Consider the following 26395-nt stretch of genomic DNA (forward strand, 5'->3'; position numbering starts at 1 on the left):
TTCTAAGATCTTAGTTTGTTACCTCTTTTAAGTATACTTCTACTAAAAAGAATTTTTAACATCGGTGTATTAGTAATATTTTAGAAAATTATGAATAGTATTTTGCTTGCATACTTCTTTTGAACGTTATTTCTTTAGTTAAGACTAAAGATTTATAAGTATGAAATTATTACTAAAACAAAAAGAGATTCTTTTCAGAAAAGAAGACATGACTTTCATCGCTATGGAAATATACAAACATAATTTTTATATTACCATAGAAACTGGAGTTTTTTGGAGCATGCTTGTTTTTAGATTGCTTATTTTTGCTATGTATGAATATGCTTAATTAAACATGCATAAACAATGATTAAAAGTTAAAGATTTGAAAGAAGCATTACAGAAACTATTTATAGGGCTAAAAGAAAGTTATACGAATGATAGCTTTGTAAAACTTACTCTGAGTAAAGTTACTAAAAAAGGGAATAAATTAGCGAATGTATATGTAAGAAAGGTCAGGATAAAAGAGGGACCTTGTTTACAATTCTTATATAGATACTTAACCAATGATCAAGTTAAAAATTATTCATTGGAAGAAAGTATTGAAGAGTTGGAGCTCCTTTTAACAGAGAACTTTAAAGCGGTAACCTTATTTACTTTATCGAACGATTTAATAGTTTTAATATCAAAGAAGAAAAAGGTTAGTTATAAAAGGACTAAGCCTACTTTAACCATTAAACCCTCAGAAATCCATGATAAACCTAAAGAAAGATTAGCTTCAGGAAAGTATTTGCAACTACTGGGAGTTTTGGATAAAGAAGCTATGGTGATTCCTAAAATGGCTGATAAGTATCGTCAGATAAACAAATACTTGGAAATTATAGAAGTTCAGTTGAAATCCGTGAAACTTCCCAAAACTATCCATATTGTAGATATGGGATCAGGAAAAGGATATTTAACTTTTGCTCTATATGATTACTTAGTGAATAGGTGTAAATATAAGGTAACCATAACAGGTATTGAGTTGCGTAATAATCTTGTAAATTACTGTAATGATGTAGCTAAAAAATGTGGCTTTTCTAATTTAAAGTTTGTAGCCCAACCAATTCAGGAATATGACAACGATAAAATAGATATTTTAATCGCGTTACACGCTTGTGATACGGCCACGGATGATGCTATTTTTAAAGGACTGTCAGCTAAATCAGAGCTGATTATTTGTGCTCCTTGTTGTCACAAGCAAGTTAGGCAACAAGTGAAAGGAAAAGAGCAAAATAGTCCAATTTTAAAATATGGAATTTTTAAGGAACGTCATTTTGAAATGGTTACAGATACGATTCGAGCATTAATTATGGAGAAATATAATTACAGTACAAAAGTATTTGAATTTGTTAGTAATGAACATACAAGAAAGAATATTATGTTAATTGGTTCTAAGTCTATAAAAAAAATAAATGCTAGTTTATTAGATGAAAAAATTCATGAGTTAAAGAGTTCTTACCAAATAGACGAGCATTACCTAGAAAGTTTAATTTCTTAGCGAAATACTAATATTTAATGAAGACTTTTATTAAAAATATCTTTTTTGATATTGACTTGTCGGTAAATGAACTCAAAGAAGTTGCTGCTATTTTTCATGAAACAAAACATAAAAAAGGAGATGTTTTATTAGATATAGAGGACAACGTCAGGTATCAATTTTATGTAGTAGAGGGGTGTTTAAGAACATTTTTCTTAGATGAAAAGTGTAAAGAGCATACTGTTCAATTTGCAGTAAAAGATTGGTGGATTAGTGATTATATAGGTTACTTTTCGGAGAGTAAGTCTGTTTTGACAATAGAATGTATTACCGATTCAATAGTTCTCAAAGTTTCTAAAAGAAACTTAGAAGATATTTATAAAAAGGTTCCAAAGATAGAGTGCTTTTACAGGAAAAAATTAGAAAAAGCAACGGTTAGATTTCAAAAACGAATTTTGAATAACCTGGCATTATCAGCAAAGGAACGATATGAAATATTTTTAAAAACATACCCTAATATTGAACAAATTATAAAAAATTATCATTTAGCTTCATATTTAGGGATCACTACAGAAAGTTTAAGTAGAATTCGAAAAGAAATATAATTTATTACCTTAGATCAATTTTTATGAATTAGTAGTAGTGTATTTTTGAGAAATTAAAATTATTAATATTATGAAAAAAATTGTTTTTGTCTTAACTAGTCATGAAGATTTAGGTGACACTGGACATAAAACTGGATTCTGGATAGAGGAATTTGCAGCACCTTATTATTTTTTAAAAGAGAAAGGTATCGAAATTACATTAGCTTCACCAAAAGGAGGTCAGCCTCCTATTGATCCTAAGAGTAATGAAATAGAAAATCAAACAGAGGCATCAGTTCGTTTTAATAATGACAAGGATTTACAAAAAGAGTTGTCTAAAACGAAAAAGCTAAGTACTATTAAAGAAGAGGATTTTGATGGAATATTCTATCCAGGTGGACATGGACCTCTTTGGGATTTGTCTGATAATATGGATTCGATCAAATTAATAGAAGCTTTTTATAAAAATAATAAACCTGTAGGGGCTGTTTGCCACGCTCCAATTGTTTTTAAAAATGTAGAAATCGAAGGTAAACCAATAGTAGAAGGTAAAAAAGTAACAGGTTTTTCAAATTCAGAAGAAGAAGCTGTACAATTAACTCACATTGTTCCTTATTTGGTAGAAGACGAACTTGTAAAAAATGGAGGTATTTATTCAAAAGCAAATGACTGGGAATCGTTTGTTCAGGAAGAAGGTAATCTTATTACAGGGCAAAATCCAGCTTCATCAGAGTCAGTAGCAGCCAAATTACTAGCAAAGCTATAAATTAATTTTTATCGAAAAAGCACTTACAATTAATAGATTGACTAGTGCTTTTTGTTTTAGAGCATTTAAAATAGAAAGTTTATTATATATTTACCACCTTAAGCAGTAGACATGAATAAATCAACTATTTTAGTTATTTTGGCATTCTTTTCAACATATGTTATCTGGGGATCAACTTATTTATTAAATAAAATAGCTGTTTCTGAGATAGATCCGATGTTTTTAGCGGGAGTACGGTTCACTACCGCAGGTATTTTAATAATGTTAATAGCTAAAATTCTAGGAAAGTCTCTTAAGGTAAGTAAAAATCAAATAATTAATTCAGCAATAGCTTCATTTCTGTTTTTGGTTTATGGTAATGGTGTTTTTGTTTGGGCATTGAAGTATGTTGATAGTGGTTTTGGAGCTTTATTGGCATCCACCCAGCCATTATTCGTGCTATTTCTAATGCGTTTAATAGATGGAAAAAAAATGCAACGAAGATCGATATTTGGAGTTGCTTTGGGAATTTTTGGAATGTATTTATTGGTAAGTCAAAATGAGGTGAGGACTTCAGAAGATACTATTCTGGGTGTTTTTATGATTTTTACTTGTGTTTTTAGTTGGAGCTATGGGAGTGTTTTTGTTTCTAAAGCAAACCTTCCTAAAAACTTTTTTGTAAGTACAGGGTTTCAGATGTTAATAGCAGGCATGCTTTCATTAATGGTTAGCTTTCTATTAGGAGAGCCTTGGAGTTCTCCATACCATTGGAAGTTTAGCACGCAAATGTCAATGTTTTTATTAATTATATTTGGCAGTATCGTAGCTTTTACATCCTTTAATTATTTATTGAAGGAAGTTTCTACAGAAAAAGTATCAACATCAGCGTATGTTAATCCTGTAATAGCACTTTTATTAGGTTGGTATGTTTTAGATGAAAAGTTGACTATTCAGTCTGTCATAGCTTCTGTTGTTTTATTGACAGGCGTTTATTTTATAAATACTAGAAAAAGATTAGGAAAGAATAAGGTTACCACCAAACCACAAAAAGTTTAATAAGTTCACCATTATTTTTTTTTATCCAACAAAGTGGTGAGCGTTCTTGCTTAATAAATTTAGTAATTTCGTCATGGGCTTCTTTATAATTGCGCCATGTTACATTTTTATGTGGTATTATAAGCCAATCATGTTTATTAGGAATATAGAACTTGTGTTTTGAAAATTGAGATAATTCTATGTAATTACAATAAAAGCCAATGATACAATTATTGTTAATGATAGAAAAATTATATTTTTCATAAGTAAAAGGGATGTAAAGTTGTGCTTTGAAATAGACTTGTTGCTTAATGTTTTTTTTAACTAAGTTTAGTTTTTCCAAATAATGATCACTTTGCTTTGAGAAAAGTAGAGGGAATTGTTTGTCTTTTAATTTTTTTAACTTTTTAACTAGGGAGTCTTTTAAATTAGGACCAACCCATTTATGAAGCTCAGATTCATTTACTTTAGGGTTATAAAGATAGAATTTATAAATTATCTCAATATGTATTGGAGTATTATTTTTAACAAGTAAACAATCAAATTCACCTAAGGTAATTTTTCCATTTTGAATTTGTATATTTTCTGCTATGATTTTAATATTTGGAGTGTTCTGAAAATCAAATGAGACAAATCTTTCAACAAGCTTTCCTAATCTTAAGTTTCTATCAACAGCTAAATTAAAGGAAATACTTGATCTATTTTGAGGTTTAAATTGATTTAAGTCAAAAACTTTTTTGTCTTTCCATAGAAATGGTGTTTTAGAAAAGCCAGTATATTGCAGTCCTATGTTTCCTTCATTCTTCTGCATTGTGATTTATTTTTAACTATAATTATTAAAATACAGAATATTAAATTATAGAGCATTAATTACAAAACTTAAAAATCATTATTTTTTTATATCATTTAAAATAAATTTTGCTTTTGTTATCTTAAACGATATTGCTTTCTATTGCCGAAACTATACATTCCAATTTCTCTTTAAAATCAAACCAAATAATTTCTGAATCTTTCCTAAACCAAGTTCCTTGACGCTTTGCAAACCTCCTTGTATTTTTTTTTATTTCTTCAATGGCCTCTTTCATAGGAATTTTTCCTTCAAAATAGTCAAATAATTCTTTGTAGCCTACAGTTTGAAGAGCATTTAACTCTTTGAATTGATGTAATGATTTTACTTCATCAATTAAACCATTTTTGATCATGATATCAACGCGTTTGTTAATACGATCATAAATTATTTCTCTATCAGCTTTTAAACCTATTTTTATTGACTTAAAGTTTCGCTTTAATTTAGGTTTATTTTTAAAAGAAGAATACTTTTGATCAGTCCCAATGCATATTTCTAGAGCCCTTATTAAACGATGTGGGTTGTCTATAGCTATTGTATCATAAGCCTCAGGATCGTATTTTTTTAGTAATGTTTGTAGAGAATTTATTCCTTCTAATTTCATCTTTTTACTAAGATCTAACCTGATACTTGAATCAACCTTAGGGAAGTAGTCTAGTCCTTTTAAAACAGCATCTAAATAAAGTCCACTACCACCCACCATTATTTGTATAGGAGATTTTAAAAAAAGTTCATCTATTTTTTGAAGAGCCTCCTTTTCGAATTGACCTACATTGTAGCTCTCAGTTATGCTTCTATTTTGTATGAAATGATGGTTAGCGGCATTAAGTTCCTCTTCACTTGGAACAGCAGTTCCAATAGTCATTTCCTTATAAAATTGTCTTGAGTCGCAAGAAATGATGTCACAATTATAATGATTAGCTAATTTTATGCTAAGTGCAGTTTTTCCAATTCCAGTTGCACCTACAATGGAAATAAGTAGTTTATTCATCAAATGTTTAATTTAGTTCCGCAGTGATTACAAAAAATAGCATCATCATCATGCCCATCTTCACCACAGTTTAGACATACCTGAGTATTTAAATGTAAATCTTGTGTTTTTACCATTTCAGAGGAGACAATACCAGTTGGAACAGCAATAATACCGTATCCAAGAATCATAATAATACTCGCGATTAATTGACCAAAAGGAGTGTTTGGAGCAATATCTCCGTAACCTACTGTTGTGAGTGTAACAATAGCCCAGTAAACACTTCTTGGAATACTAGTAAAACCATTATCCCCTCCTTCTATTAAATACATAAGTGTTCCAAGTATAATACATAATATCAAAACAAAAAATAAAAAGACAGCTATTTTTGCTCTACTTGCTTTAAGAGCCTTTATAAAATTATTACTTTCACCTATATACCTGGCTAATTTTAAAATTCTGAAAATTCGAAGCAACCTTAATGCTCTGAGAGCGATTAAACTGTGGGTTCCTAAAAAGAAAATAGACAAATAGTTTGGAATAGTTGACAAAAAATCAATAATGCCATAAAAGCTAAAAATATATTTAGTCGGTTTGTTTATTGAAATAATTCTAAAAATATATTCAAAAGAAAACAAAATAGTCAAAAGCCATTCACCGATATTTAATAATGTACCATATTTTAGTTGAATATGATTAACGCTTTCTAGCATGACAAAAAGAACTGACGACAGAATAGCGATTAAAAGAATTACATCAAATATTTTGCCTTCTTTGGTGTCAGCTTCATATATAATTTCATGAAGTTTTTCCTTCCAATTATTTTGTTGACTTTTCACAAAAAAATATTTTATTTAACAAAAATAGGCTTTAGAATTTTGGTTGCCAAATTTGAATAATATATGCATAGTTTACGTATATAAATAAAAGAGAGGCCTCATTATAAACTAGATGTCTTTAATTGCTATCAAAGGTTAAATATCATCAATCTTTAGTACTTTATTAGGTATAAGGATAAGATTTAAAGGTTAATTTTTACATTATAGAATTCTAAATCTTTAATATACTTCTGGATTAAAAAGTTCTCTCCATCAAATTCATCTTGCCGCTTTCTTTTCATTTCAATTCGCTTAGTAGCTTTTAAAAATCTTCTCATTTCAATTTCACTGTTTATGATTAAGCCAGGTACTTGTTTACCTATTCCATTTTGATCTTTAGCAACCATAGTAAAATATGAAGAATTACAGTGGTTTACTTTTCCAGATTGAATATTTTGAGATTCTACACGAATACCCACGACCATTGACGTTTTACCAACGTAATTTATGCAAGCTTTCATAGTAACAAGCTCGCCAACTTCTATCGGATTAAGAAAATCAACGGTATCTACAGATGCTGTCACACAATAAGTGCTTGAGTGCTTGGAGGCACAAGAAAAAGCTATTTGATCCATCAAATTTAAAACATACCCACCATGTATTTTTCCACTAAAATTAGCGTGTGAGGGCAGCATCAATTCAGTTATTGAAATACGAGTGTCTTCTACATTTACAAATTTATTTTTCATCTTTCTTTGTTGTAGTACCTCTAAAATGAGGTGATTGTTCTTCTTCTACTTGTGTTACAAAATATTTAGTATCTCCTAACCAAAAAAAAGTACCAAAACGTTCTTTATAGTGAACTTTTACATATCTTCCTTGATATTTTTGAAGATCATCAATAACCTTTTTATTCTTGTCTTCAACTGAAAAGGAAAAAATTTGAGCACCAGAAATCCCCTGGCTAATTTCGCCTTCCCATGTTTTTACAGCAATACCTTTATTACTAATTTTTATTAATTCTCCAGATCTAACACCTTTACTGTAGGGTACAAAATAAATAAATGAATAATATAGGCCTGCTGTTAAACTAATAATAACTAATATTAAAACTAGTATTTTTTTCATGTGTTTTTTTTATTTATAATAACAAATGTAAGTTTAAAATTTTGACTTGTAAAATAAATTGAAATTGGTATGTTTGTCCTGCTGAAAAAATAAAAAAATGAATTACATTTTATTTGATGGGGATGTTAGAAATGCCTTGTTACCATTTACCTATACAAAACCTGTTGCTGATATTAGGGTTGGAATTCTGACAATTAGAGAAAAGTGGGAGAAACTTCTTGGTTTTACAACAACTTCAATTACTGAAGATTACTTAGAGGAAAAATATCCAATGGTTGAAATGGAAAACAATGTTCTTCTGAATGCTTCTTTTTTACCAACGGAAAAACTTGTTGAAATGGTTCGAGATTTAAAGGTTAACCAGGCTATTTTTAAAGATGAAGATGTAATAGCTTTTTATTCAAACAATTCTCAACAAGAAGTTGACTTTGACACGTATGATCAAATAGAGTTTGATAAAGATCTGATTCAAATTAAAAACACATGGGATATATTTAGTTTTAATGATAGCGCTATCAGGTTTGACTTTGATCTTTTAACAAAAAATAGAAAGTCTCAATCAATTCCAGATACAGTTAATTATCTTAATAAGGATGATATTTTTATTGAGGAAGGTGTTGAAATTAATTTTGCTACACTTAACGCATCAAAAGGACCAATATATCTTGGAAGAAATTCAATAGTAATGGAAGGTTGCATGATTAGAGGAGCTTTCGCTTTAGGAGAAAACGCTGTTCTAAAAATGGGAACAAAAATTTATGGGGCTACAACAGTAGGTCCTCATTGTAAAGTAGGTGGAGAAGTAAACAATTCTGTTTTATTTCAGCATTCAAATAAAGGGCACGAAGGGTATTTGGGAAATTCAGTTATCGGAGAATGGTGTAATATTGGTGCTGATAGCAATAACTCTAATCTAAAAAACAATTATGCTGAGGTTCGCCTATGGAATTATGAAACCGGTGGGTTTTCAAAAACGGGATTACAATTTTGTGGTCTAATGATGGGAGATCACTCTAAATGTGGCATTAATACAATGTTTAACACAGGTACAGTTGTTGGAGTATCGGCAAATATTTTTGGAAGTGGATTTCCAAGAAATTTTATTCCCTCTTTTAGTTGGGGAGGCTCTTCAGGCTACAGTGAATACAAAACTAAAAAAGCTTTTGAAGTAGCTGAAGTTGTTATGGCGCGAAGAAGTATACAACTAGACGATAAAGAAAAACAAATTCTAGAGCATATATTTGAAGAAACTAAAAAATATAGGGTATTTTAAAAACCTTTTATGGTAAAATGCTTTAAAAACACATTGATGATATAGGTTTTTGGCATAAAACAAGAACATAATCTTATCATTAGGAAAAAATTAACGCTTTATTTTTATTTAAATGGTTAATTTTGAGAGTAAAAGCTGTTGTTACAAAGCTACCTATTTAAATAGTACTTTTTGGAAAGCAGAATTTATCGATAAAAATGACTTTTATGACTTTTAAAAAATACAGGTGGAAGCTAGAATATAGTCTTGTTCTACTAGTGAATATTGTTTATTTTATTTTCTTTTATATAATAACAAACTTATATAATTAAAAAAAATATGCAGAGTCTTGATTGGTTAGTATTGTCCTTCACGCTATTGTTTATTGTAGTATATGGAGCATGGAAAACAAAGGGTCAGAAGAGTGTCCAAGAATATATTAAAGGAGGAAATGATACAAAATGGTGGACTATTGGCTTGTCTGTAATGGCGACGCAAGCAAGTGCAATTACTTTTTTGTCAACACCTGGACAGGCTTTTAATAGTGGTATGGGGTTTGTCCAATTTTATTTTGGTTTACCTGTTGCAATGGTGATCATTTGTTTGGTATTCATTCCAATTTATCATAAACTCAAAGTATACACCGCTTATGAGTATCTTGAAGGAAGATTTGATAAAAAAACAAGAATATTAACAGCTATTTTATTTTTGATTCAAAGAGGACTCGCTGCAGGAATTACCATATTTGCGCCAGCGATAATTTTATCTGCAGTTTTGGGCTGGGATTTAATTATTCTAAATATTATAATTGGTTTTTTGGTTATTGTTTACACAGTTTCAGGAGGAACAAAAGCTGTTAGTGTTACACAAAAACAGCAGATGGCCGTAATTTTTGCTGGTATGTTTATTACTTTCTATATAATACTTCAGTATTTGCCTAAAGAAATTACTTTTTCGAAAGCTATCGCAATAGCAGGGGCAAGTGGTAAAATGCAAATTCTTGACTTTTCATGGGATTTAAACAACCGTTATACAGTTTGGACAGGAATTTTAGGAGGTACATTTTTAATGCTTTCTTATTTTGGAACAGATCAGAGTCAAGTGCAACGATATCTATCTGGAAAGTCTCTTAAGGAAAGCCAGTTGGGGTTGATTTTTAACGGGATATTAAAAGTTCCTATGCAATTTTTTATACTATTGGTTGGTGTTATGGTATTTGTTTTTTACCAATTTAATAGTTCCCCTTTGAACTTTAATCCAAAAGCGGAAGAAGCTGTAATTAAATCAGAATATGCTAAACAATATAAAGAATTACAACGTAATCATAAAAGTATTGAAGAGGAAAAAAAGGTTCTTTTTTTTAATAAATTGACAAAGGAATCCAAAAAACAATTGATTTTTTTAAATAAAAAAGATCTTGAACTAAAAGAACAAGCAAAATCACTTATAAAAAAATCAAATACAAAAGTAGAAACAAACGATAAGGATTATGTATTTATAAGCTTTATATTAGATTATCTTCCTAAAGGTTTGGTTGGTTTGTTGTTAGCTGTAATTTTATCGGCTGCCATGTCTTCGACAGCATCAGAATTGAATGCACTAGCTTCTACAACTACTATAGATTTGTATAAAAGAAATGTTTCCCAAGAGCATTCAGATAAACATTATGTTAAAGTTTCTAAATGGTTTACTTTTATGTGGGGTATCATAGCCATATCAGTGGCTTGTGTAGCAAATTTATTTGATAATTTAATTCAATTGGTGAATATAATAGGATCGATTTTTTATGGGAATGTCCTTGGTATTTTTTTGTTGGCTTTTTTTATAAAATTTGTACGTGGACCAGCTGTATTTCTTGCAGCAATTATAACACAAGTACTAATTATAGTAATTTGGTATTTAGAGATACTTCCTTATTTGTGGTTAAATCTCTTAGGATGTGTTATTGTCATGATTTTAGCTAGCCTAATAGAGTTAATTAGTGAAAAAAACAAGAGAAGTTAAAATGAAATATTATCGATAAAAAGTAAGTATTCATTAAAATTATTCGTAATTGTTGCGCATTATATCAAGTCTGTTATAGTTTTGAAAATCAAACCTATAAATTTTACGATAAGTTCTTTTAAAATATCTGTAGTTTTTCCTTTTGCGTATTTTTCTAACCCGATTCTATAATTTTTTAGTTTTATTGTTAGTAAATCTATGTTTTCAATATCTCTGTCAAGGTTTTCATAGAAATAGCGGTATGATTTTTTTCAAAAAGATACGCTAGCATTTTATTTATTTTTGCAAAATCATATTGACTATGATATATAGCAAATATTTTTACTTAATGTTTTGATTTACAGAGGTTTTTTGTTGGGTGTCACCAGAGGCGTCAATTTTTGTTTTTTCGATATTTTCAAATTAATTAGGCAAGTTATCAAAAAAAGTAAATGGATAGATAAACATTTCTTCAATTAATTATATAGGCTCTTTTATTTAATAAAAGCTTTGGTATTTAAAATGATCTTGAATATTCTCTTTACCTCTTAATGTGTAAATGATTTTTATAAAACTTATAATTTGTTAGCTTTTTAGTTTTTTTTGATAATTCTCATTAATGTTATATTTGTAGCGGAAATATATACAATTGTGTATATCCGCTAGTTATGCACAATCCCCCTACTAAAAATCAGTTGAGTTTTTTCGACAACGATTTTGAAAGGGAAATATTTAAGAAGCTGATAATCAATCAGTTGATTTTGAAGTTGTTTAGAATAAACTAATAGAAGAAAACTGGAATAATGGACTTAAATAAGTCGATAGAGCAACTTGAGAATGATATTTGGATTGAAGATGGAGAATTTCCTTCTGGACTTGTGGAAAGGTGTTTTAAATATCGAAAAATACCAATTGGCTCATTGACAAACGAACAATTGAGAACACTATTGAGTCAAAGGATTGGAACAAAGCACTTACTCCCAATTGTGATTAAAAAATTGGAAGAAAACCCACTAAGCGAAGGTGACTTATATGAAGGTGATTTACTTGAGTCCACAATTAAGATTGAAGAAGCTGTTTGGAAAATTAGTCCTGACTCATTCTCCAGATACGAAAAGATAATAGAGGAATATCATTCCATAATTGCTAATGAACTTGGAGAAAAAACGTTAAATAGAATAAAAGAAGAAATAAGTAAAGTGCATAACAAGGTGTAAAAATGCATTAAAACGCATTTTACACGAACCGTTATAAGCCATAAAAGAAAACAACTTAAAAACAATTATAAATTTAAATTATTATGAAAACAAAAATTAAAATTGCCGTCATTGCTATGATGGGAATGAGTATGGGAGTTAATGGGCAAGATCAAATTAAAGATAGATTAACGATCACTAATTCTAATAACGATCAAGTTTTGCATTTACGACCTAATTCAGGAAATTCTGGCTATATTTATTGGGCAGAAAATGGAGTGGCAGAAAGAGGAATTTTGGGCTTTAAAAAAGGAAGTCGAGATTTGGTTTACGCTTCGGGAGGTTTTAATTTTGATAACTCTATTGAGCGTTTTAGAATTAAATCAAATGGAGATGCTATTTTTGGAGGATATGTAAATGGTTCTAACTTTGTTGCTGTGAATAGTAATAACTCAGCAAGCACCTCTCTTCAATCCTATGGAATAGACTTTAATAGATCTTTAAGTTACTTGCAACCTATGGAAAACAAAACCAGTAGACTGTTTATAGGTGGTTATACATCTAATGATAAGGACTGGAAAGAGGTAAATGTTAGATCAAGTATATTTAAAGTTTTTCATAAAGGATATTTTGGAGGAGATGTCGGAATTGGAACAACAAGTCCAAACGCTAAGTTAGAAGTAAAAGGTTCAGAAACGAGTTATCATCAATTGATTGTAGGCGGTGGTGTTGGTGCTGCTATACAGTTGGAGTCAAGAAACAATACAACACAAAGACCTGTTTTAAGTGCTAACAACGGTAATTTTTCTATTCAAATGTGGAAAAATCGAGGTACTTGGAAATCTACTCCTTTTCATATTGATTCAAATGGAATGATTGGAATGGGAATTAAAGATACAAAAGGTTTCAAGTTAGGGGTCAATGGAAAAATAGCTGCAACAGAAGTTAAAGTTGCTACTTATTCAAATTGGGCAGATTTCGTGTTTAAAGAAGACTATCACTTACCAACCTTAATAGAAGTAGAAAACCATATAAAAGAAAAAGGACATTTAAAGGATATTCCAAGTGCTAAGGAAGTTGAAGAAAATGGAATTTATCTTGGTGAAATGGATTCTAAATTACTACAAAAAATAGAGGAATTGACTTTGTATACGATTGAGCAAGAGAAAAAACTAGATGTTCAACAAAAAGAAATAGAAGAGTTGAAAAAGCAAAACTCTAGAATTAAGGATTTAGAAATCTTAGTTCAAAAATTACTAAAAGATAAAAACTAAGCGTAACGGCTTATAACAGGGTATATAAAAAATAGCAGTTTAGAGCTAAAATAAAAGTTCGTTCTTTTCTGCTATTTTTGTATTTAAATTGAAAAAGTACTAGTTTTTTATTCTGCTACTTTTCATATACAAATACGTTAGGTTTCATTAAATGACGAAAGAAGAATTTTTAATATTAATCAATAGGACAAGTTTTGTCTCTTTTAAGTTCGCTGAGCGTTATTTGAAAAATAAATTGGTTCCAGAATTCCGATATGATGTTCATTTGAATTCATCAAATGATAATCCTAAATTAACTCAATTTGACATCTATCCTGAAGACAATGATAGAATTGAAAATGGACTAACGGATAAAGAAGTACGAGATTTGATTTATAGAAATGGAAAAGTACCAGTATGGATTGATGTTGCTGTCCACAAATCAGACAGACGAATTACTACTTTTAAACTTCCAGTAACAATTTCAATATTAGCTTTCTTTTTAAGTTTTTCATTTGATTTTGAAGACATAGTTATAACACTATTTCCATTTTCAATTAACACATCACTAATTTTTGCTCCTTGAGCACCTGTGGCACCTAATACAAATATTTTATCATTCATAATATTTTGTTTTTGATACAAAGTTCTCTATTTACATAGTATTAAACAAGTACCTGCATAAAAGTAAGGTACTTACATTAAGGTTTAAGTCGTTTATTACAAGTGTTTTATTGGTTTAAAGAAGAATAAAATTATTTGTCCAGTAAACAAGTCACTAACAATTATTAGTGTTACATAGAGACTAAGAGTTATACACGAGATTGGTAACAGCAAAAAATGTTTTGTGAATTAAAGGATTGATTCCGGAGATAAGTGAAAAAATGCTTATTCGAGAATTAAAAAGTTTAAAAATACATAAAGTAGTAAATAGAAAAGCTTATCCTGAAATATCTTCTAAAGTTGAATATTCGCTTTCGAAATTTTTGGAAAAGAATAATACCATAACTCAAGTTAACAAAATCTAAACTGCATTAAAACGCAACTTAGCAAAAACGTTATAAGCGATAAATAAATAAAATTTATCAAAGCTTATTAAGACAATTAAAATTATACCAAAAAATAGCCATGGCAACCTTTTGAATAGGTATTGATAGTGTTTTTAATACGGTAAAAAAGAATTTTTTATAATTTTCAAGAAGTATGAAATCTAAATAAGAATAAATTTTTATACTATTTATTTTCTTTATGATTATTTTCATTTCTATTATATTGGATTTGAATACATAGAAATTTTAAAAATTAGTTACTATTATTTTTAAAGCAAAGCCATTAACAATATTGATAAGGGCTTCGCTAAGCTAGAAAAAGTCACTATAGTAGCTGTACGTCTACAGCATGTGGTCCTTTTTTGCCTTCCCTAAGTTCAAATTTTACATTATCACCTTCGCTAATTTCATCAATTAACCCAGAGATGTGTACAAAATGTTCTTTTTTAGTACCTTCTTCTGAGATAAATCCAAAACCCTTCGTATCATTGAAGAACTTTACAATTCCTTTTTTGTTCATCGTAATTAAAATTTTTATTAAATGTTTGGTTTACTCACATGCTTTTCATGTGTTTATCAATATTACGGAAATACTTTTTGAAAAAAAAAGTTAATTGTATTGAAATTATTATTTTTTGTTAGGAGGCTTTCATGTCATTAAGGAACTTTATAATTCATTTTTCATTATCTTCCAACGTTCATTTAAACGTTCATTTATTCTTTTTATATCAAGCTCACCATTGCTAGATATACAATGAGAAAACTCGTTTTTACGTAGTACCTTTACTTCAATAGCATGTGATTTTTTTTCTATTTCTTTGGTATTAAACTCTACAAAATCACCTTCGCCAATTTCATCATTTGAAGAAGAAAAGTGTACAAAATATTGTTTCTTAGTAACTATCTCCCAGATAAATCCAAAGCCCTTAGCATAATTGAAGTATTTTACAATTCCTTTTTTTTTCATTATAATTAAATTTTTATTAAACGTTTGGTTTGCTCACTTGCTCGTTAAGTGATTGTTAATATTACTCAAATTATATCTAAAGTAAAAGTAAATTGTATCGAATTTATTTTTGGTATATGCCATTATGAAATCTTTTGTTGATTGGTATTAAATAATGTAATCAAGTAGGAACAAATAATTCGATAAAATTAAAAAAGGAGCTTTCAAGCTCCTTTTTATAAACGTAATATAAACTCTACTAAAAATCTAAACATTTTTTTTGAAATACGACGAAACGAACTACCATAAGTAGTACGGACATTATAATTCGAAAATGCTTTACAAAAGTCAATAAATAAAATGGTGGAGTAAATAGATAACAATACTGAAATTAAGATTAGTAGAAACCATTAAAAAATAAAATGTAATACTGCTTTTTTATAAAATAGTTTTAGAGTTCCTGAAACTAGAAAATAATTAGCATAAATAGGCTAAAATAGGCTAAAATAGGTTAAAACTTAGTTTATTGACAATTATGTGTTTTATTATAAAAATAGTATTTTAAACATAGTGCTTTAGTAATAATTTTGATATAAAGAAAAGACAATTGCATTATAAAAAGTAATATATATTACAATACAATCTAAGTTATAGAGCTTAAAACTATTGAATTTTATAAGTAAATAGATTTTTAAAAACAAAAATCCCGTTCTAAATTGAACGGGAAAAACTAATTTAATAAGAAAAAACTTAGTTCGTTCTCTAAGCTAAAGCAAAGAAATTAATATTTCTTGAGACAAGAAATAGGTGATAACCCTGAACTTGCATTAAGGGTATTAATTTGAAATAGTATTCAGTTTCAATTTTAAATAAGATAATTTTTTGATTAAGTAGTTGATTTTTAATTTTAAAAAAAATATGTTGACTGATTTTTTGTTTCAAAAAAAAACACTTTAATAAGTGTAATAATAAAAAATTAAAAATGAAGTTATTATACTGGAAAAGAAATGCCTCAATACAAATAATAAATACTGCGCACTAACAGGTTATTCAAATAATTACGCAACGAAAGTTTAGTTAATACGCAGCTAAAAGTTTATACCCAAAATTAATAAAAAAAATGAATTTAAAAAATTGTAAACCAGTTTTTTATGTGTTTATTGAATTGTAGGTCAATTTAATTAGAAAGCTTTACCGTAATTACCCTTTATAACACAATATTATTTATTATTAATTATCAAGATAAAGTTGTGTTAAATTAAAAAATGTAAGGTAAAGTGTATTTTTTTAAATGAACAAGCCTTTAATTGTAAAAAAACTTCTTTACTAAACGGATGTAATCTTAATGTTTCAAGAAAAATTTATGTAAATTAGAAATATTTAACAATTGGAATAATAAATTATTGTTCGCTGTTTTATTTTTAAGTTTTAAAAACATCAAAAAAAAACATAAAATTGTAAAAATTGAAAAAAATAAATTAACAAATCTTTAAGAGGTTGTAAAATAATATTATTTTTGAGGTTAAAATAAGAAGAAGAAATTAACCCCTTAGAATTAAGTTATGCAAAAATTGTTTTTACTGCTATTGATATTTAGCTCTTCCTTTATATATTCAAATGATTTATTTAACGAAATCTCAGTAAAGAAGCTTAATACAGAGCTTAATGTATTGTCAGGCTTAGATGATTTTAACGAGGATTATCTAATAAAAAACTACATTCAAAATCCGAAAGTAGATTCCTTAATAGCAAAGGCAAGTTCCATATTTAATAAATTAGAAACTAACGGTAGTTATGTTGATGTTCTTGGATCGGATGATATGATTAGTTTACCTATCGGCGTTAAAAAAAAAGTAGGAGGATTAACGACAGTCTTAGGTATTAGCAAAGCAAAATTTTATCCAAGTTATACAGAAGTAACAGCATTTGTTAAACTTGTAATTCCACAATCTAGAAAAGATGGAAGTCAGGTTGTTTTATTTTTCGGAGCAGACAATCTAAAAATATCACATAAAGGAGGCATTGTAGGAGATACTAATATTTCCTTATTAGGGAACATTCCAATCCCTATTAATGGGAATAAAGCTTTACTTGAGTTAAAAGGAGGGTTTAATATGCAGACAGGAGCGATTGATAATAAAACTTACGTTACCATAGATTGCTCAGGATTAAAAGAAATCGGAATCGCCGCTGATGTGCTTTTTTCACGTGATTTAATAGAGCCTGTTAAAAGAGAAGGTGAAAATTACAAGAGAGATGATAGTAATGGAGGTACAAATAGAGTAAAAGGAAGTTTTCAAACAGTTGTTGAAGATTGGAATGACATTATTGCTGAAGTTAGCCTTAGTCCATTTCAGATAACTAATAAAAATCGAGGGGATGGAAAAGGAAAGGCTGGACTTGTATTTGAAGTTAATAAAGCTGTTTTCGATTTCAGTGATATTAGAAACTCCGAGAGTGTTGAATTTACTGAAAGTTATAAGAGCAAATACTTAGTAGCAGGAAATGAAGAATTATGGCGAGGTGTTTTTATAAAATCCTTAAAAGTGGCGCTTCCAAAAGAATTTAAAGAAAACGGAAGTAATGAGAGAATCTCCTTTAAAGCCATGAATTTATTATTAGATAATGAAGGGGTTTCGGGAAACTTTTCTGCAGAAAACATACTTTCTTTGGATAAAGGAAATGCTTCAGGGTGGCAATTTTCAGTGAAGAATCTCCACGCAAATCTTGAAGCTAATAAAATTACAGGAGCAGGCTTTGGAGGTAATATTGTATTACCCGTTTCTAAAAAAATAAAGAAAGAAGAACTCACGAATCTTTCTGAGGAAGCGTTAGCAAATAAAACGGTTAAGTACGAAGCCATAATTGATGTAGCAAAAGATGAATATATCTTAAGCTTAGCACCTCTTAAAAAGCTTGCGTTTAATGTTTTCAAGGCAAAAGCGACACTTCTAGAGAATTCAAGAGTTGAATTAAAAGTATCAAAAGGAAAATTTAGACCCAAAGCAGTTTTACATGGCAGTTTAAATATTAATGCAAGTAATGCCGAGTTAGAAAATGGAAAAAAAGGAATTATAGATTTTAAAGGAGTAACTTTTCAGAAACTTCAACTTCAGACAGAATCACCTTATTTTTCAGTGGATTATATGGGGTATGAGGGAGATGTTAAGTTTGCACGGTTTCCAGTAACAATTTCAGAAATTGGAATTACAGCGAACGAACGTAAAACTTCTTTAAGTTTTGCTATAGACGTAAACTTGATGGGAAAAGGTTTTTCTGGTGGAACAAAATTGGATATCGTAGGGAAGTTTTATGAAGAAAATGAGTTACAACGCTGGAAATTTGATAGAGTTGATATTCAAAGAATAAAGGTTGCTGCAGATCTTGGAAGTGTAAAGTTTAAAGGACACGTCGATATTAAAGATGACGATCCTGTGTATGGTGATGGTTTTTATGGAGAATTGGAAGCAGATTTTAATGACATAAATGTAAAAGCAACTGCTTGGTTTGGAAAAACAGATGTTCGATACTGGTACGTAGATGCCTATGCAGATTTATCAGCTATGGTAACAAAACCCACAATTGGCGTTCTTGAGGTAAACGGATTTGGAGGAGGTGCCTATTACCATATGACAAAAAAAACAAATCCACCAGTTTTGGTTTACGAAGGGAAGCCTGTAAAGACTCCAGGTCCTCCTTCAGGAATGGATTATGTTCCGGATGCTAACTCAGGATTAGGGTTTAGGGCAATGTTGGGATTTGCTATTGGTAATGAAAGGGCATTTAATGGAAAAGTAGGGTTTGAGATGGCATTTAATAAGCATGGAGGGCTAAATAGAGTTCTTTTCTTTGGAGAAGCCCATGTTATGAAATCTATTGACTTTAAGTTTGGCGATAAATTCAAGAAAAAGCTAACAGCAATGCAAGACAAGGTAAATAACCTTGAAAACAATGCTGCTATTGAAAAAATTAAAGAAACAAAATTAACAGAGTACAGTAAATTAGCCTTTCCACAAGATGGTTTAACATTTGATGTTGGAATAGATGCGCATTTTTCTATGGAAATGGATTTTCAAAATAGGTCTTTTCATAGTGAAATGGAAGTATACGTAAACACACCTGGAAACTTTTTTAGTGGAGTAGGGCCACGGGGTAGGGCTGGTTGGGCAGTTTTTCATTCAAGTACTCAAGGTTGGTATTTGCATATGGGAACACCTAAAGATCGTATTGGATTGCGTGTCGGGATAGGTAGTTTTAGTGTAAAGGCAACTACGTATTTAATGATAGGAGATAAAATTCCAGGAAGCCCGCCTCCTCCACAGGCTGTAGCTGACATCTTAGGTGTTAATTTGTCTAATCTGGATTACATGAGAGACTTAAATGCTTTGGGGGATGGTCGAGGATTCGCAATAGGTATGGATCTGAGTGTGGATACAGGAGATATGAATTTCTTGATTTTTTATGCTCGCTTTAGAGCTGGATTAGGATTTGATATCATGATCAAAGATTATGGCGAAACAGCTTGTAAAGGAAGTGGTCAAATAGGTGTAGATGGATGGTATGCAAACGGACAAGCTTATGCGTATTTAGAAGGAGAATTAGGAGTTAAGGTAAATCTGTGGTTTTATAAAGCAAAAATTCCAATTATTAGGGCAGGAGCTGCCGTTTTATTACAAGCAAAATTACCAAACCCATCATGGTTTAGAGGCTATGTTGGAGGGCATTTTAGTGTTCTTGGAGGGCTCGTTAGTGGAAGGTTCCGATTTAAGATTGAACTCGGAGATGAATGTGAAATTATTGGAGGAGCACCTTTAGGCGGACTTAAAATTATATCAGGCGTAACTCCCGATGACCAGGCTTCTGAGGTAGATGTTTTTACAGCTCCACAAGCAGCTTTTAATATGAAAATTAACGAAGCATTTGAACTTGAGGATGATCAAGGTGTTAAAACGTATAGAATTTTACTCGATGAATTTGTAGTTACCAAAGAAGGAAAGCTAATAGAAGGCGAGCTGGAATGGAGCGATAGCAAAGACGTTGCTAACTTTATTTCTTTTGACGTATTACCACCAAAATCCACCTTAAAAACAAAAGTAGTTGTTAGTTTTCAGGAATTGAGAGGGGGAAGTTGGGTAACGATATTATCAAAAGGAAAGAAAGCACAGGAAATAGAGGAGCGAACTTTTACAACGGGTGAAGCTCCAGATTTTATTCCACTGAAAAATATTGTATATGCGTATCCTGTAATTGATCAAAAATATTTTTTTCAAAAAGAGTCTAAAATAGGTTTTGTAAAATTAAAAAGAGGACAGCCTTATTTATTCAAGCCAGAAACAAACTGGTCTCAAAATGTCAGATATTCTAATGAAGATGGGCATTTGGTAACGAATACAGTAAGTTATCATAAAGGAGATCGTAAGGTTAATTTTAACCTTAGTCAACTTCAAAATAGTAAAAAATATACCTTGGAATTAATTAGCATGCCTGAAGGAAAAGAAAGGGAAGAGAATACTACCTCTTATACAGAAAAAGATACAGGGCAGGAAGGTAATACGATAAAAGTTAAGAATAAAAATGTTCAAAATGTGGTGAACACTGAGGTTGAAACAGCATTGTTAAAGTATGATTTTAATACCAGTAAATACAATACCTTTGAGAGAAAGATAAAAGCAAAAAATGTTGTTAAACACTACCTAGATCCTATTTATTCAGATGTTCATGCAATACAAACAGATATGAAGGCATCGGAGAGATTTGATGAGGTTGAACTAGAAGGAAGTGAGTACTCAGGATATAAGCCATTAATAGCAGTAGAGGCAGTATTAGATGATTCTTATTATAAAGATAGAATTTACAACTTGATATATGAGGGATATCCTTTAGAAGCTGATTTTACCTTTAATAGGAATACGGATAAATTAGGTTTACCACCCATAAAAGGGCTTGATATATTAACTTGGTATGTGCCGTATTTGCGACAAAAACCAAATTTTTCATTACTGGATAAAAGAATGCCATTTCGATATAATTTACCATATCATTATAAGAATGATTTTATCGATTTACAATATAAAGTGGTAAATAAGTATTTAAATTATCCTTCTCAATATGCCACACAAATTCAAAAGTATAATTTTATCATAAATGGTATCTTTCCAGCCATTAGCTCTGGAAAGTATAAGGTTAAAATGCAGTATGTATTACCAGGAGGTAAATTAGGGACCAATGCTATATTTAAATATAAAAACCCATTTTAAAGCTGAATGAAAAGGATTGTTAAAATAACCATATTAATATTGTGCTCAATTGGCGCTGCTTATGCACAAACGATTACTAAAAAAGCAGAAATAAAAGTTTTAGGAAGAGCGCAAACGGATCCAAAAATAATGCTTCGCTGGGCTCCAGATACTCCAAGAGCATTTAGAAAGCTAGCTAAATACGGATATAAACTCAAGAGATATACTATTAGTATTGATGGACAAACTATAAATAAACCTATTCTTAAAGAGCTTGGAGAATTTAAACCTGCATCACCTGAAGAATGGATGAAAGTTATTGAAAAAAATAACAATGCAGCTGTGATGGCACAAGCTTTATTTGGCGAGAATTTCAATGTTCAAGGGGTCGGCAGTTTACAAGGAATCATCAATATGTCGCAAGAGCAGGAGCAGCGTTTTACATGGGCACTTTATGCAGCAGACCAAGACTTTTCCGTAGCTCAATTAGCAGGGCTGGCATTTGAAGACCATGAAGTTAGACCGAATGAAAAATATGTTTATAAGGTGTTTTCTTTGGTTCCAAAAAATGAAATGAAGATAAATGATGGAGGTGTATTTATTGGTATGAAAGATTATGAGGAGTTACCTAGGCCACTTGATTTAGCAGCCATCTTCGATGACCAAAAGGTAATGTTAAACTGGAATTATAAAATATATGCAAATCAGTATAATAGTTACTTTATAGAGCGTTCTGAAAACGGACAATTATTTGAGCAAATTAATAAATTACCATATACTACCTTAAATAGCGGTGGAAGGGTAGATACGAAAAGAATTTATTATATAGATTCAATAACGAACAACAAAACTTATTACTATAGGGTTAAAGGAAGAACACCCTTTGGTGAGCTAAGCCCTCCTTCCGAGGTAATTTCTGGAAAAGGACTAAAAGTATTAGCATATGTGCCAAAAATAAGCTCAAAAGAAATTGTTAATACTAATAAAAGCGTATTGCTGGAATGGGAATTTTTAGAAGAAGGGACTAAATTTATAACTGGTTTTCGCCTCAATAAAAGTAATAAAGTAGATGGTATTTATAAACCTGTTATCGAAAACATAGCGCCAAAAGAGCGATCTATTCAATATGATGATATTGATCCAACAAATTATTTTACCATTACTGCCATAGGTAAGAATGGAAGTAATCGTGATTCTTATCCTGTTTTAGTACAGCCCATAGATTCAATTCCACCGGTAAAACCTGTTGGGCTAGAAGGCAAGGTAGATAGCTTAGGTGTGGTAACTTTAGAATGGAAAGCAAATACAGAACCAGATATGCTTGGGTATCGCGTATTTAGAGGTAATAATCAAAAGGAAGAGTTTTCTCAAATAACGGTAAGTCCTCACAAAGCAACTATTTTTTATGACAGTATTGCGGTTAAGAATTTAAATGATAAAGTATATTATAAAATCGTTGCAGTAGATCAACGTTATAATATGTCTGAATATTCGGATAGGTTAACACTAAAAAAGCCAGATTATATACCACCAACATCCCCTGTGATTACATCTTACGAGGTAAAAAAAGGAAAAGTACACTTAAAATGGGCCAATAGCCAGAGTAGAGATCTCCTAACACACGAGGTTTATAGGCGTGTAAAAGATTCTGTTAAGTGGTCATTATCAGCTTCCATTCCTAAAGATAGCTTAAAAGTAGCATACACCGATTGGGTAGATTCCAATGTGGATGGAGGTACCGAGTATCAATATCTGATAAAAGCGGTTGATGATAGTGGGTTAAAGTCTGAAAATGAAAATTATTTAACGATTGAGGTACCTAAAACAAAGCTTAGATCTGGCATAAAAAGCCTTGGGAGTTATGTTGATAAAATAAATGGTTTCATTGAAATTTTTTGGAAAATAGTAGATAAAGATAATTTGCTAGAGGTTATGATTTATAAAGGTGTTAAAGATAAAAAAGTGACTTTGTTAAGAAATGCTCCTCAAACGATTACCAGAATTGTTGACGAAGACGTACACCCAAACAATAGTTATATCTATATGTTAAGACCTGTTTTTAAAGACGGTAGTTTAGGAGAAATGAAACAAATGGAAGTTAAATATTAGGTATGAGAGTAGCAATGTTTTATTGTTTTTTATGTTCCATTGTTTTTAATATAAATGCACAATCAGAGCTATATGTTTTAAAAAAAGAAATTTTGATAGACCCTGAAAACTGCCCAATAGATAAAGTCAGTTTGTTGGTGAGTCATCAGCAGGGGAAGTATGATATTTCTGAAAGAGATGTAAAAGTTTATATTGATTTTACACAAATTATTGATGAGCGTGATGGTAATGATTGTTCTGGTAACTGTGGAGGAACTCTCTTTGATGAATGTCCAAATACAGAAGTTGATAAAATACTAAATCATTTCGACAGAATTGATGTTTTATATACGGGAAGTAATCCAATTTATTGTGTTGCACCATGTCTTCCGCTTTCATATTATGCAGTTTTACTACCCAAAATAAATGTTCCAAACGGTAAGATTTGCGAAAGGGAGGCAATTTTTGCAAGGTATTCAGATGGATTAAATCATAATGTGAACGGTTTAGTATGGGAATATTACAGTAACTCAGGTTGGAAAGAAATACCAAATCATAAAAATAGGTATCCTTTAAATGTGAGTTTACTAGATGTTTTTGGAACCTCTTGGCAGTCTCAATTTTCCGGAAACTTACAACTACGTTTCAAGTTCACTGCACCATTTACAAACGATGTAATATACTCATTGAACAATTACACCATTAGTTTAACAACATGCTCACCAGAGTTTAGTGCAATAAATCCTATTAAAACAAAATGTAATTACTCTGATGATGGTAGCTTTAAATTAAAACTAAAGAGGAGCTTGGATACCAATGAAAATTTAGTGATGACGCTTTACTATGAATACGATACAGGCTATGATTTAGCAGCAAATCCGCAGGAGAGTACTTTTAACTTATTTAATGAAAGTGATGGTACTTACAGCTACACTTGGGTAGGTGATTTACCTGCGGGTAATTATAAATTGAAATACCAGACAAAACTAGGCAATGGTGGCATTGTTTCAAGTGATCCTACATGGGCTACTTTATCGGAGCATCTTTTTACGATCGGGAAGGCCAAAAAAGTAGCGTATTTTGCAGAAAAAATAAACGATGAATCATGTTATGCAGTAAAAGACGGTAAAATTCGTCTTTATAATGTCTCATCTGAAGGGAATAGAACTTTTTCATATATAGTTTATGAGGTTCAAGGAACGAATACCCTTACTGTTCTTAAAAACTGGACATCATTTTCGGGGAATAATGTAGTGGTTGATCAATTAAAAAGAACAAAACTAAGAGTAAAATTAAAAGATGACCAAGGTTGTTTTGCTAAAGGAATTTAATGGATAAAATTAAATCAATATTGTGTGGGTTTTTAACGTGCTTTCTTTCAGAAGGAAATGCACAGAGCTCAGAGTATGCTTATTTAGTGGAAACTGAAGTAACCAAAGGATTGCATAGGAACTATGGACAGGTTAAATTGTCTATTGATTCAGGACAAAATACTCAAACTCCAAGCCATGCAGGGCATGCTTTTCTTGATAATGTTGGGGAGGTGTTTTTTGATTTTTTAACCTTACCAAATACATGGAGTTATATCGATATAAGTGTTGAAAATCATGAAATTAGCCTCTTGGATCCAACAAGTCAATGCGATACATTCAATGATTCACGTTATAAAAGAAGGGTAAGAAGCAATAATTTTACAACGGAATTTTTTCGGGAAAGTTGTGGTTTTAAGCAAAAGCTTTATGCATTGCATCTTGAAGGTCCAACTAACTCAGATGGAACTAATAAAAACTTATGCTATAACGAAACGATTGAATTAAAAGGAGGCTATGATTGGGATTATCAAATAAATACAAATGGGTGGGAACCTTTGGAGTCGAAAAAAACGACAATTAATATAAATATAGAAGACTTATATACAAGGTTAGGTCTTCCTACCAACGGGCAAAGTATTTTAAGGTTTAGAACAGGACATAGAGCTTTAGACAAATTTGTTGCCATTAAAGATTATACAGTGACAACATGTTCTCCCAAATTTGAAGGATATTACAGTAAAAAAAATTATTACTGTTCTTATTCACGCCCAGATCTTGATGAGGGTAAAATTTCAATTAAATTAAGTAGAGCGATCGAACCAACAGAGCAGCTAGTAGTAACGTTATTCTATGTAGACGATACAGGTCTTAAAGTGCTAGTAAATCAGTTAAGCACCGAACCGATAGTCTCAACGGATCCCGAAATAAAATTAAATAATTTAGGCGGAGGAAAATTTGGTTTTGAATGGCCAGAGGAAATTCCATCTACTGCAGGGGTTGGTGATCATTATTATTTCAGGTATCAGACTTTAAATCTGGGAGAAACGCCTAATCAACCATCAGAAACAGATGTTTTTTGGGATTCTTTAGAAAAGACAGATTCTTTTCGAATGGATAGACCAACAAATGTAGTTTTTTCAGCAAAGTATAAAAAAGACCAGTCATGTTTTGATGTGAATGATGGACAAATTGAAATATACAATGCTGGAGGAGGAACAGAAGAGGGGTATGAATACGAGCTAAATGGTAACGGAACATGGATTTCTTTTGACGCTTCTAACAGTTCAGTAAGAACGGTAGTAGTTGGAAGTTTACCCAAAGGAAAGGTTCGTTTAAAAATACGAGATAAAAATAAATGTTTATCCAAAGGGAATTAGTGGGATTTCTTTTGATATAAATAAAAAAAATAAAGGATATAGATAGGCAATTCATAAAGACAGGGTTCTTTAAAAATA

22 protein-coding genes are annotated in these 26395 nt (G+C 30.5%); 15 read left to right on the forward strand and 7 right to left on the reverse strand.

Annotated features, from left to right (window positions below):
• Window positions 1-160 precede the first annotated feature (160 nt).
• The 5 genes from ACSIGE_RS00425 (at window position 161) to ACSIGE_RS00445 (ending at window position 3883) form a co-directional block, all read left to right on the forward strand.
• Window positions 161-328 carry a hypothetical protein gene (locus ACSIGE_RS00425; protein WP_440880827.1) on the forward strand — a complete coding sequence of 56 codons (168 nt, stop codon included), beginning with the start codon at window positions 161-163 and terminating at the stop codon, window positions 326-328.
• A gap of 36 nt (window positions 329-364) precedes the next feature.
• The gene (locus ACSIGE_RS00430; protein WP_440880828.1) at window positions 365-1519 is read left to right on the forward strand and encodes a class I SAM-dependent methyltransferase; all 1155 of its coding nucleotides are present in this window, start codon (window positions 365-367) and stop codon (window positions 1517-1519) included.
• Between the two features lie 17 nt (window positions 1520-1536).
• Window positions 1537-2103, forward strand: coding sequence for a Crp/Fnr family transcriptional regulator (locus tag ACSIGE_RS00435; protein ID WP_440880829.1), 567 nt, complete (start codon window positions 1537-1539; stop codon window positions 2101-2103).
• Between the two features lie 70 nt (window positions 2104-2173).
• A complete protein-coding gene (locus tag ACSIGE_RS00440) occupies window positions 2174-2848 on the forward strand; it encodes a type 1 glutamine amidotransferase domain-containing protein (RefSeq protein WP_440880830.1) in 675 nt (224 codons plus the stop codon).
• A 111-nt stretch (window positions 2849-2959) separates the two neighbouring features.
• Window positions 2960-3883 (forward strand): EamA family transporter, encoded by a 924-nt coding sequence (locus ACSIGE_RS00445; protein ID WP_440880831.1) that lies wholly within the window; start codon window positions 2960-2962, stop codon window positions 3881-3883.
• Here the strand turns inward: ACSIGE_RS00445 and ACSIGE_RS00450 are convergent.
• From ACSIGE_RS00450 to ACSIGE_RS00470, 5 genes are all read right to left on the reverse strand, one after another.
• Window positions 3858-4673, reverse strand: a complete 816-nt coding sequence (locus tag ACSIGE_RS00450; RefSeq protein ID WP_440880832.1) for a DUF1853 family protein — start codon at window positions 4671-4673, stop codon at window positions 3858-3860. The genes ACSIGE_RS00445 and ACSIGE_RS00450 overlap by 26 nt on opposite strands.
• A 121-nt stretch (window positions 4674-4794) precedes the next feature.
• The gene (miaA, locus tag ACSIGE_RS00455) at window positions 4795-5700 is read right to left on the reverse strand and encodes a tRNA (adenosine(37)-N6)-dimethylallyltransferase MiaA (protein ID WP_440880833.1); all 906 of its coding nucleotides are present in this window, start codon (window positions 5698-5700) and stop codon (window positions 4795-4797) included.
• On the reverse strand, window positions 5700-6518 hold the full coding sequence (locus ACSIGE_RS00460; protein ID WP_440880834.1) for an ion transporter: 819 nt from the start codon (window positions 6516-6518) through the stop codon (window positions 5700-5702). Before ACSIGE_RS00460 ends, miaA begins: the two co-directional genes overlap by 1 nt.
• A gap of 182 nt (window positions 6519-6700) precedes the next feature.
• Complete coding sequence (locus ACSIGE_RS00465; RefSeq protein ID WP_440880835.1) at window positions 6701-7192, reverse strand: acyl-CoA thioesterase; 492 nt, start codon at window positions 7190-7192, stop codon at window positions 6701-6703.
• Between the two features lie 43 nt (window positions 7193-7235).
• Window positions 7236-7625: a 6-phosphogluconate dehydrogenase gene (locus ACSIGE_RS00470; protein WP_440880836.1), complete on the reverse strand. Its 390-nt coding sequence runs from the start codon at window positions 7623-7625 to the stop codon at window positions 7236-7238.
• A gap of 97 nt (window positions 7626-7722) precedes the next feature.
• On the opposite strand from ACSIGE_RS00470, the gene ACSIGE_RS00475 reads away from it, so the two are divergent.
• The 6 genes from ACSIGE_RS00475 to ACSIGE_RS00500 all read left to right on the forward strand — a co-directional run bounded on the left by ACSIGE_RS00475 (window position 7723) and on the right by ACSIGE_RS00500 (window position 14337).
• Window positions 7723-8898 carry a GlmU family protein gene (locus ACSIGE_RS00475; protein ID WP_440880837.1) on the forward strand — a complete coding sequence of 392 codons (1176 nt, stop codon included), beginning with the start codon at window positions 7723-7725 and terminating at the stop codon, window positions 8896-8898.
• 318 nt (window positions 8899-9216) lie between these two features.
• Entirely contained in the window at window positions 9217-10881 is a 1665-nt protein-coding gene (locus ACSIGE_RS00480; protein WP_440880838.1) for a sodium:solute symporter, read from the forward strand.
• 782 nt (window positions 10882-11663) lie between these two features.
• The gene (locus ACSIGE_RS00485) at window positions 11664-12077 is read left to right on the forward strand and encodes a contact-dependent growth inhibition system immunity protein (RefSeq protein WP_440880839.1); all 414 of its coding nucleotides are present in this window, start codon (window positions 11664-11666) and stop codon (window positions 12075-12077) included.
• Between the two features lie 83 nt (window positions 12078-12160).
• Window positions 12161-13330, forward strand: coding sequence for a hypothetical protein (locus ACSIGE_RS00490; RefSeq protein WP_440880840.1), 1170 nt, complete (start codon window positions 12161-12163; stop codon window positions 13328-13330).
• A 151-nt stretch (window positions 13331-13481) separates the two neighbouring features.
• Entirely contained in the window at window positions 13482-13895 is a 414-nt protein-coding gene (locus ACSIGE_RS00495) for a hypothetical protein (protein ID WP_440880841.1), read from the forward strand.
• A gap of 274 nt (window positions 13896-14169) precedes the next feature.
• On the forward strand, window positions 14170-14337 hold the full coding sequence (locus tag ACSIGE_RS00500) for a winged helix-turn-helix transcriptional regulator (protein WP_440880842.1): 168 nt from the start codon (window positions 14170-14172) through the stop codon (window positions 14335-14337).
• A 346-nt stretch (window positions 14338-14683) separates the two neighbouring features.
• On the opposite strand, the gene ACSIGE_RS00505 is transcribed toward ACSIGE_RS00500, so the two are convergent.
• Together ACSIGE_RS00505 and ACSIGE_RS00510 are read right to left on the reverse strand one after the other, a co-directional pair.
• Window positions 14684-14878, reverse strand: coding sequence for a cold-shock protein (locus ACSIGE_RS00505; protein ID WP_440880843.1), 195 nt, complete (start codon window positions 14876-14878; stop codon window positions 14684-14686).
• Window positions 14879-15025: 147 nt separating this feature from the next.
• Window positions 15026-15325 (reverse strand): cold shock domain-containing protein, encoded by a 300-nt coding sequence (locus ACSIGE_RS00510; protein ID WP_440880844.1) that lies wholly within the window; start codon window positions 15323-15325, stop codon window positions 15026-15028.
• Between the two features lie 1541 nt (window positions 15326-16866).
• Here ACSIGE_RS00510 and ACSIGE_RS00515 point away from each other — a divergent pair.
• From ACSIGE_RS00515 to ACSIGE_RS00530, 4 genes are read left to right on the forward strand one after another with little or no spacing between them, the layout of a single operon-like run.
• A complete protein-coding gene (locus ACSIGE_RS00515; RefSeq protein ID WP_440880845.1) occupies window positions 16867-21561 on the forward strand; it encodes a hypothetical protein in 4695 nt (1564 codons plus the stop codon).
• Between the two features lie 6 nt (window positions 21562-21567).
• The gene (locus tag ACSIGE_RS00520; RefSeq protein WP_440880846.1) at window positions 21568-23649 is read left to right on the forward strand and encodes a hypothetical protein; all 2082 of its coding nucleotides are present in this window, start codon (window positions 21568-21570) and stop codon (window positions 23647-23649) included.
• Between the two features lie 2 nt (window positions 23650-23651).
• Window positions 23652-24959, forward strand: coding sequence for a hypothetical protein (locus tag ACSIGE_RS00525; RefSeq protein WP_440880847.1), 1308 nt, complete (start codon window positions 23652-23654; stop codon window positions 24957-24959).
• Window positions 24959-26317: a hypothetical protein gene (locus ACSIGE_RS00530; RefSeq protein WP_440880848.1), complete on the forward strand. Its 1359-nt coding sequence runs from the start codon at window positions 24959-24961 to the stop codon at window positions 26315-26317. The genes ACSIGE_RS00525 and ACSIGE_RS00530 overlap by 1 nt, the downstream gene beginning before the upstream one ends.
• Window positions 26318-26395: the final 78 nt, after the last annotated feature.

It is taken from the genome of Tenacibaculum profundi (genome assembly GCF_052050075.1).
Taxonomy (GTDB): Bacteria; Bacteroidota; Bacteroidia; order Flavobacteriales; family Flavobacteriaceae; genus Polaribacter.

What these genes read in the sequence shown, in the direction of transcription:
- ACSIGE_RS00425 (WP_440880827.1), top strand. Translation starts at nt 161, where the DNA reads ATGAAATTATTACTAAAACAAAAAGAGATTCTTTTCAGAAAAGAAGAC.
- ACSIGE_RS00435 (WP_440880829.1), top strand. Translation starts at nt 1,537, where the DNA reads ATGAAGACTTTTATTAAAAATATCTTTTTTGATATTGACTTGTCGGTA.
- ACSIGE_RS00440 (WP_440880830.1), top strand. Translation starts at nt 2,174, where the DNA reads ATGAAAAAAATTGTTTTTGTCTTAACTAGTCATGAAGATTTAGGTGAC.
- ACSIGE_RS00445 (WP_440880831.1), top strand. Translation starts at nt 2,960, where the DNA reads ATGAATAAATCAACTATTTTAGTTATTTTGGCATTCTTTTCAACATAT.
- ACSIGE_RS00450 (WP_440880832.1), bottom strand. Translation starts at nt 4,673, where the DNA reads ATGCAGAAGAATGAAGGAAACATAGGACTGCAATATACTGGCTTTTCT.
- miaA (WP_440880833.1), bottom strand. Translation starts at nt 5,700, where the DNA reads ATGAATAAACTACTTATTTCCATTGTAGGTGCAACTGGAATTGGAAAA.
- ACSIGE_RS00465 (WP_440880835.1), bottom strand. Translation starts at nt 7,192, where the DNA reads ATGCTGCCCTCACACGCTAATTTTAGTGGAAAAATACATGGTGGGTAT.
- ACSIGE_RS00470 (WP_440880836.1), bottom strand. Translation starts at nt 7,625, where the DNA reads ATGAAAAAAATACTAGTTTTAATATTAGTTATTATTAGTTTAACAGCA.
- ACSIGE_RS00475 (WP_440880837.1), top strand. Translation starts at nt 7,723, where the DNA reads ATGAATTACATTTTATTTGATGGGGATGTTAGAAATGCCTTGTTACCA.
- ACSIGE_RS00480 (WP_440880838.1), top strand. Translation starts at nt 9,217, where the DNA reads ATGCAGAGTCTTGATTGGTTAGTATTGTCCTTCACGCTATTGTTTATT.
- ACSIGE_RS00485 (WP_440880839.1), top strand. Translation starts at nt 11,664, where the DNA reads ATGGACTTAAATAAGTCGATAGAGCAACTTGAGAATGATATTTGGATT.
- ACSIGE_RS00490 (WP_440880840.1), top strand. Translation starts at nt 12,161, where the DNA reads ATGAAAACAAAAATTAAAATTGCCGTCATTGCTATGATGGGAATGAGT.
- ACSIGE_RS00495 (WP_440880841.1), top strand. Translation starts at nt 13,482, where the DNA reads ATGACGAAAGAAGAATTTTTAATATTAATCAATAGGACAAGTTTTGTC.
- ACSIGE_RS00505 (WP_440880843.1), bottom strand. Translation starts at nt 14,878, where the DNA reads ATGAACAAAAAAGGAATTGTAAAGTTCTTCAATGATACGAAGGGTTTT.
- ACSIGE_RS00510 (WP_440880844.1), bottom strand. Translation starts at nt 15,325, where the DNA reads ATGAAAAAAAAAGGAATTGTAAAATACTTCAATTATGCTAAGGGCTTT.
- ACSIGE_RS00515 (WP_440880845.1), top strand. Translation starts at nt 16,867, where the DNA reads ATGCAAAAATTGTTTTTACTGCTATTGATATTTAGCTCTTCCTTTATA.
- ACSIGE_RS00520 (WP_440880846.1), top strand. Translation starts at nt 21,568, where the DNA reads ATGAAAAGGATTGTTAAAATAACCATATTAATATTGTGCTCAATTGGC.
- ACSIGE_RS00525 (WP_440880847.1), top strand. Translation starts at nt 23,652, where the DNA reads ATGAGAGTAGCAATGTTTTATTGTTTTTTATGTTCCATTGTTTTTAAT.
- ACSIGE_RS00530 (WP_440880848.1), top strand. Translation starts at nt 24,959, where the DNA reads ATGGATAAAATTAAATCAATATTGTGTGGGTTTTTAACGTGCTTTCTT.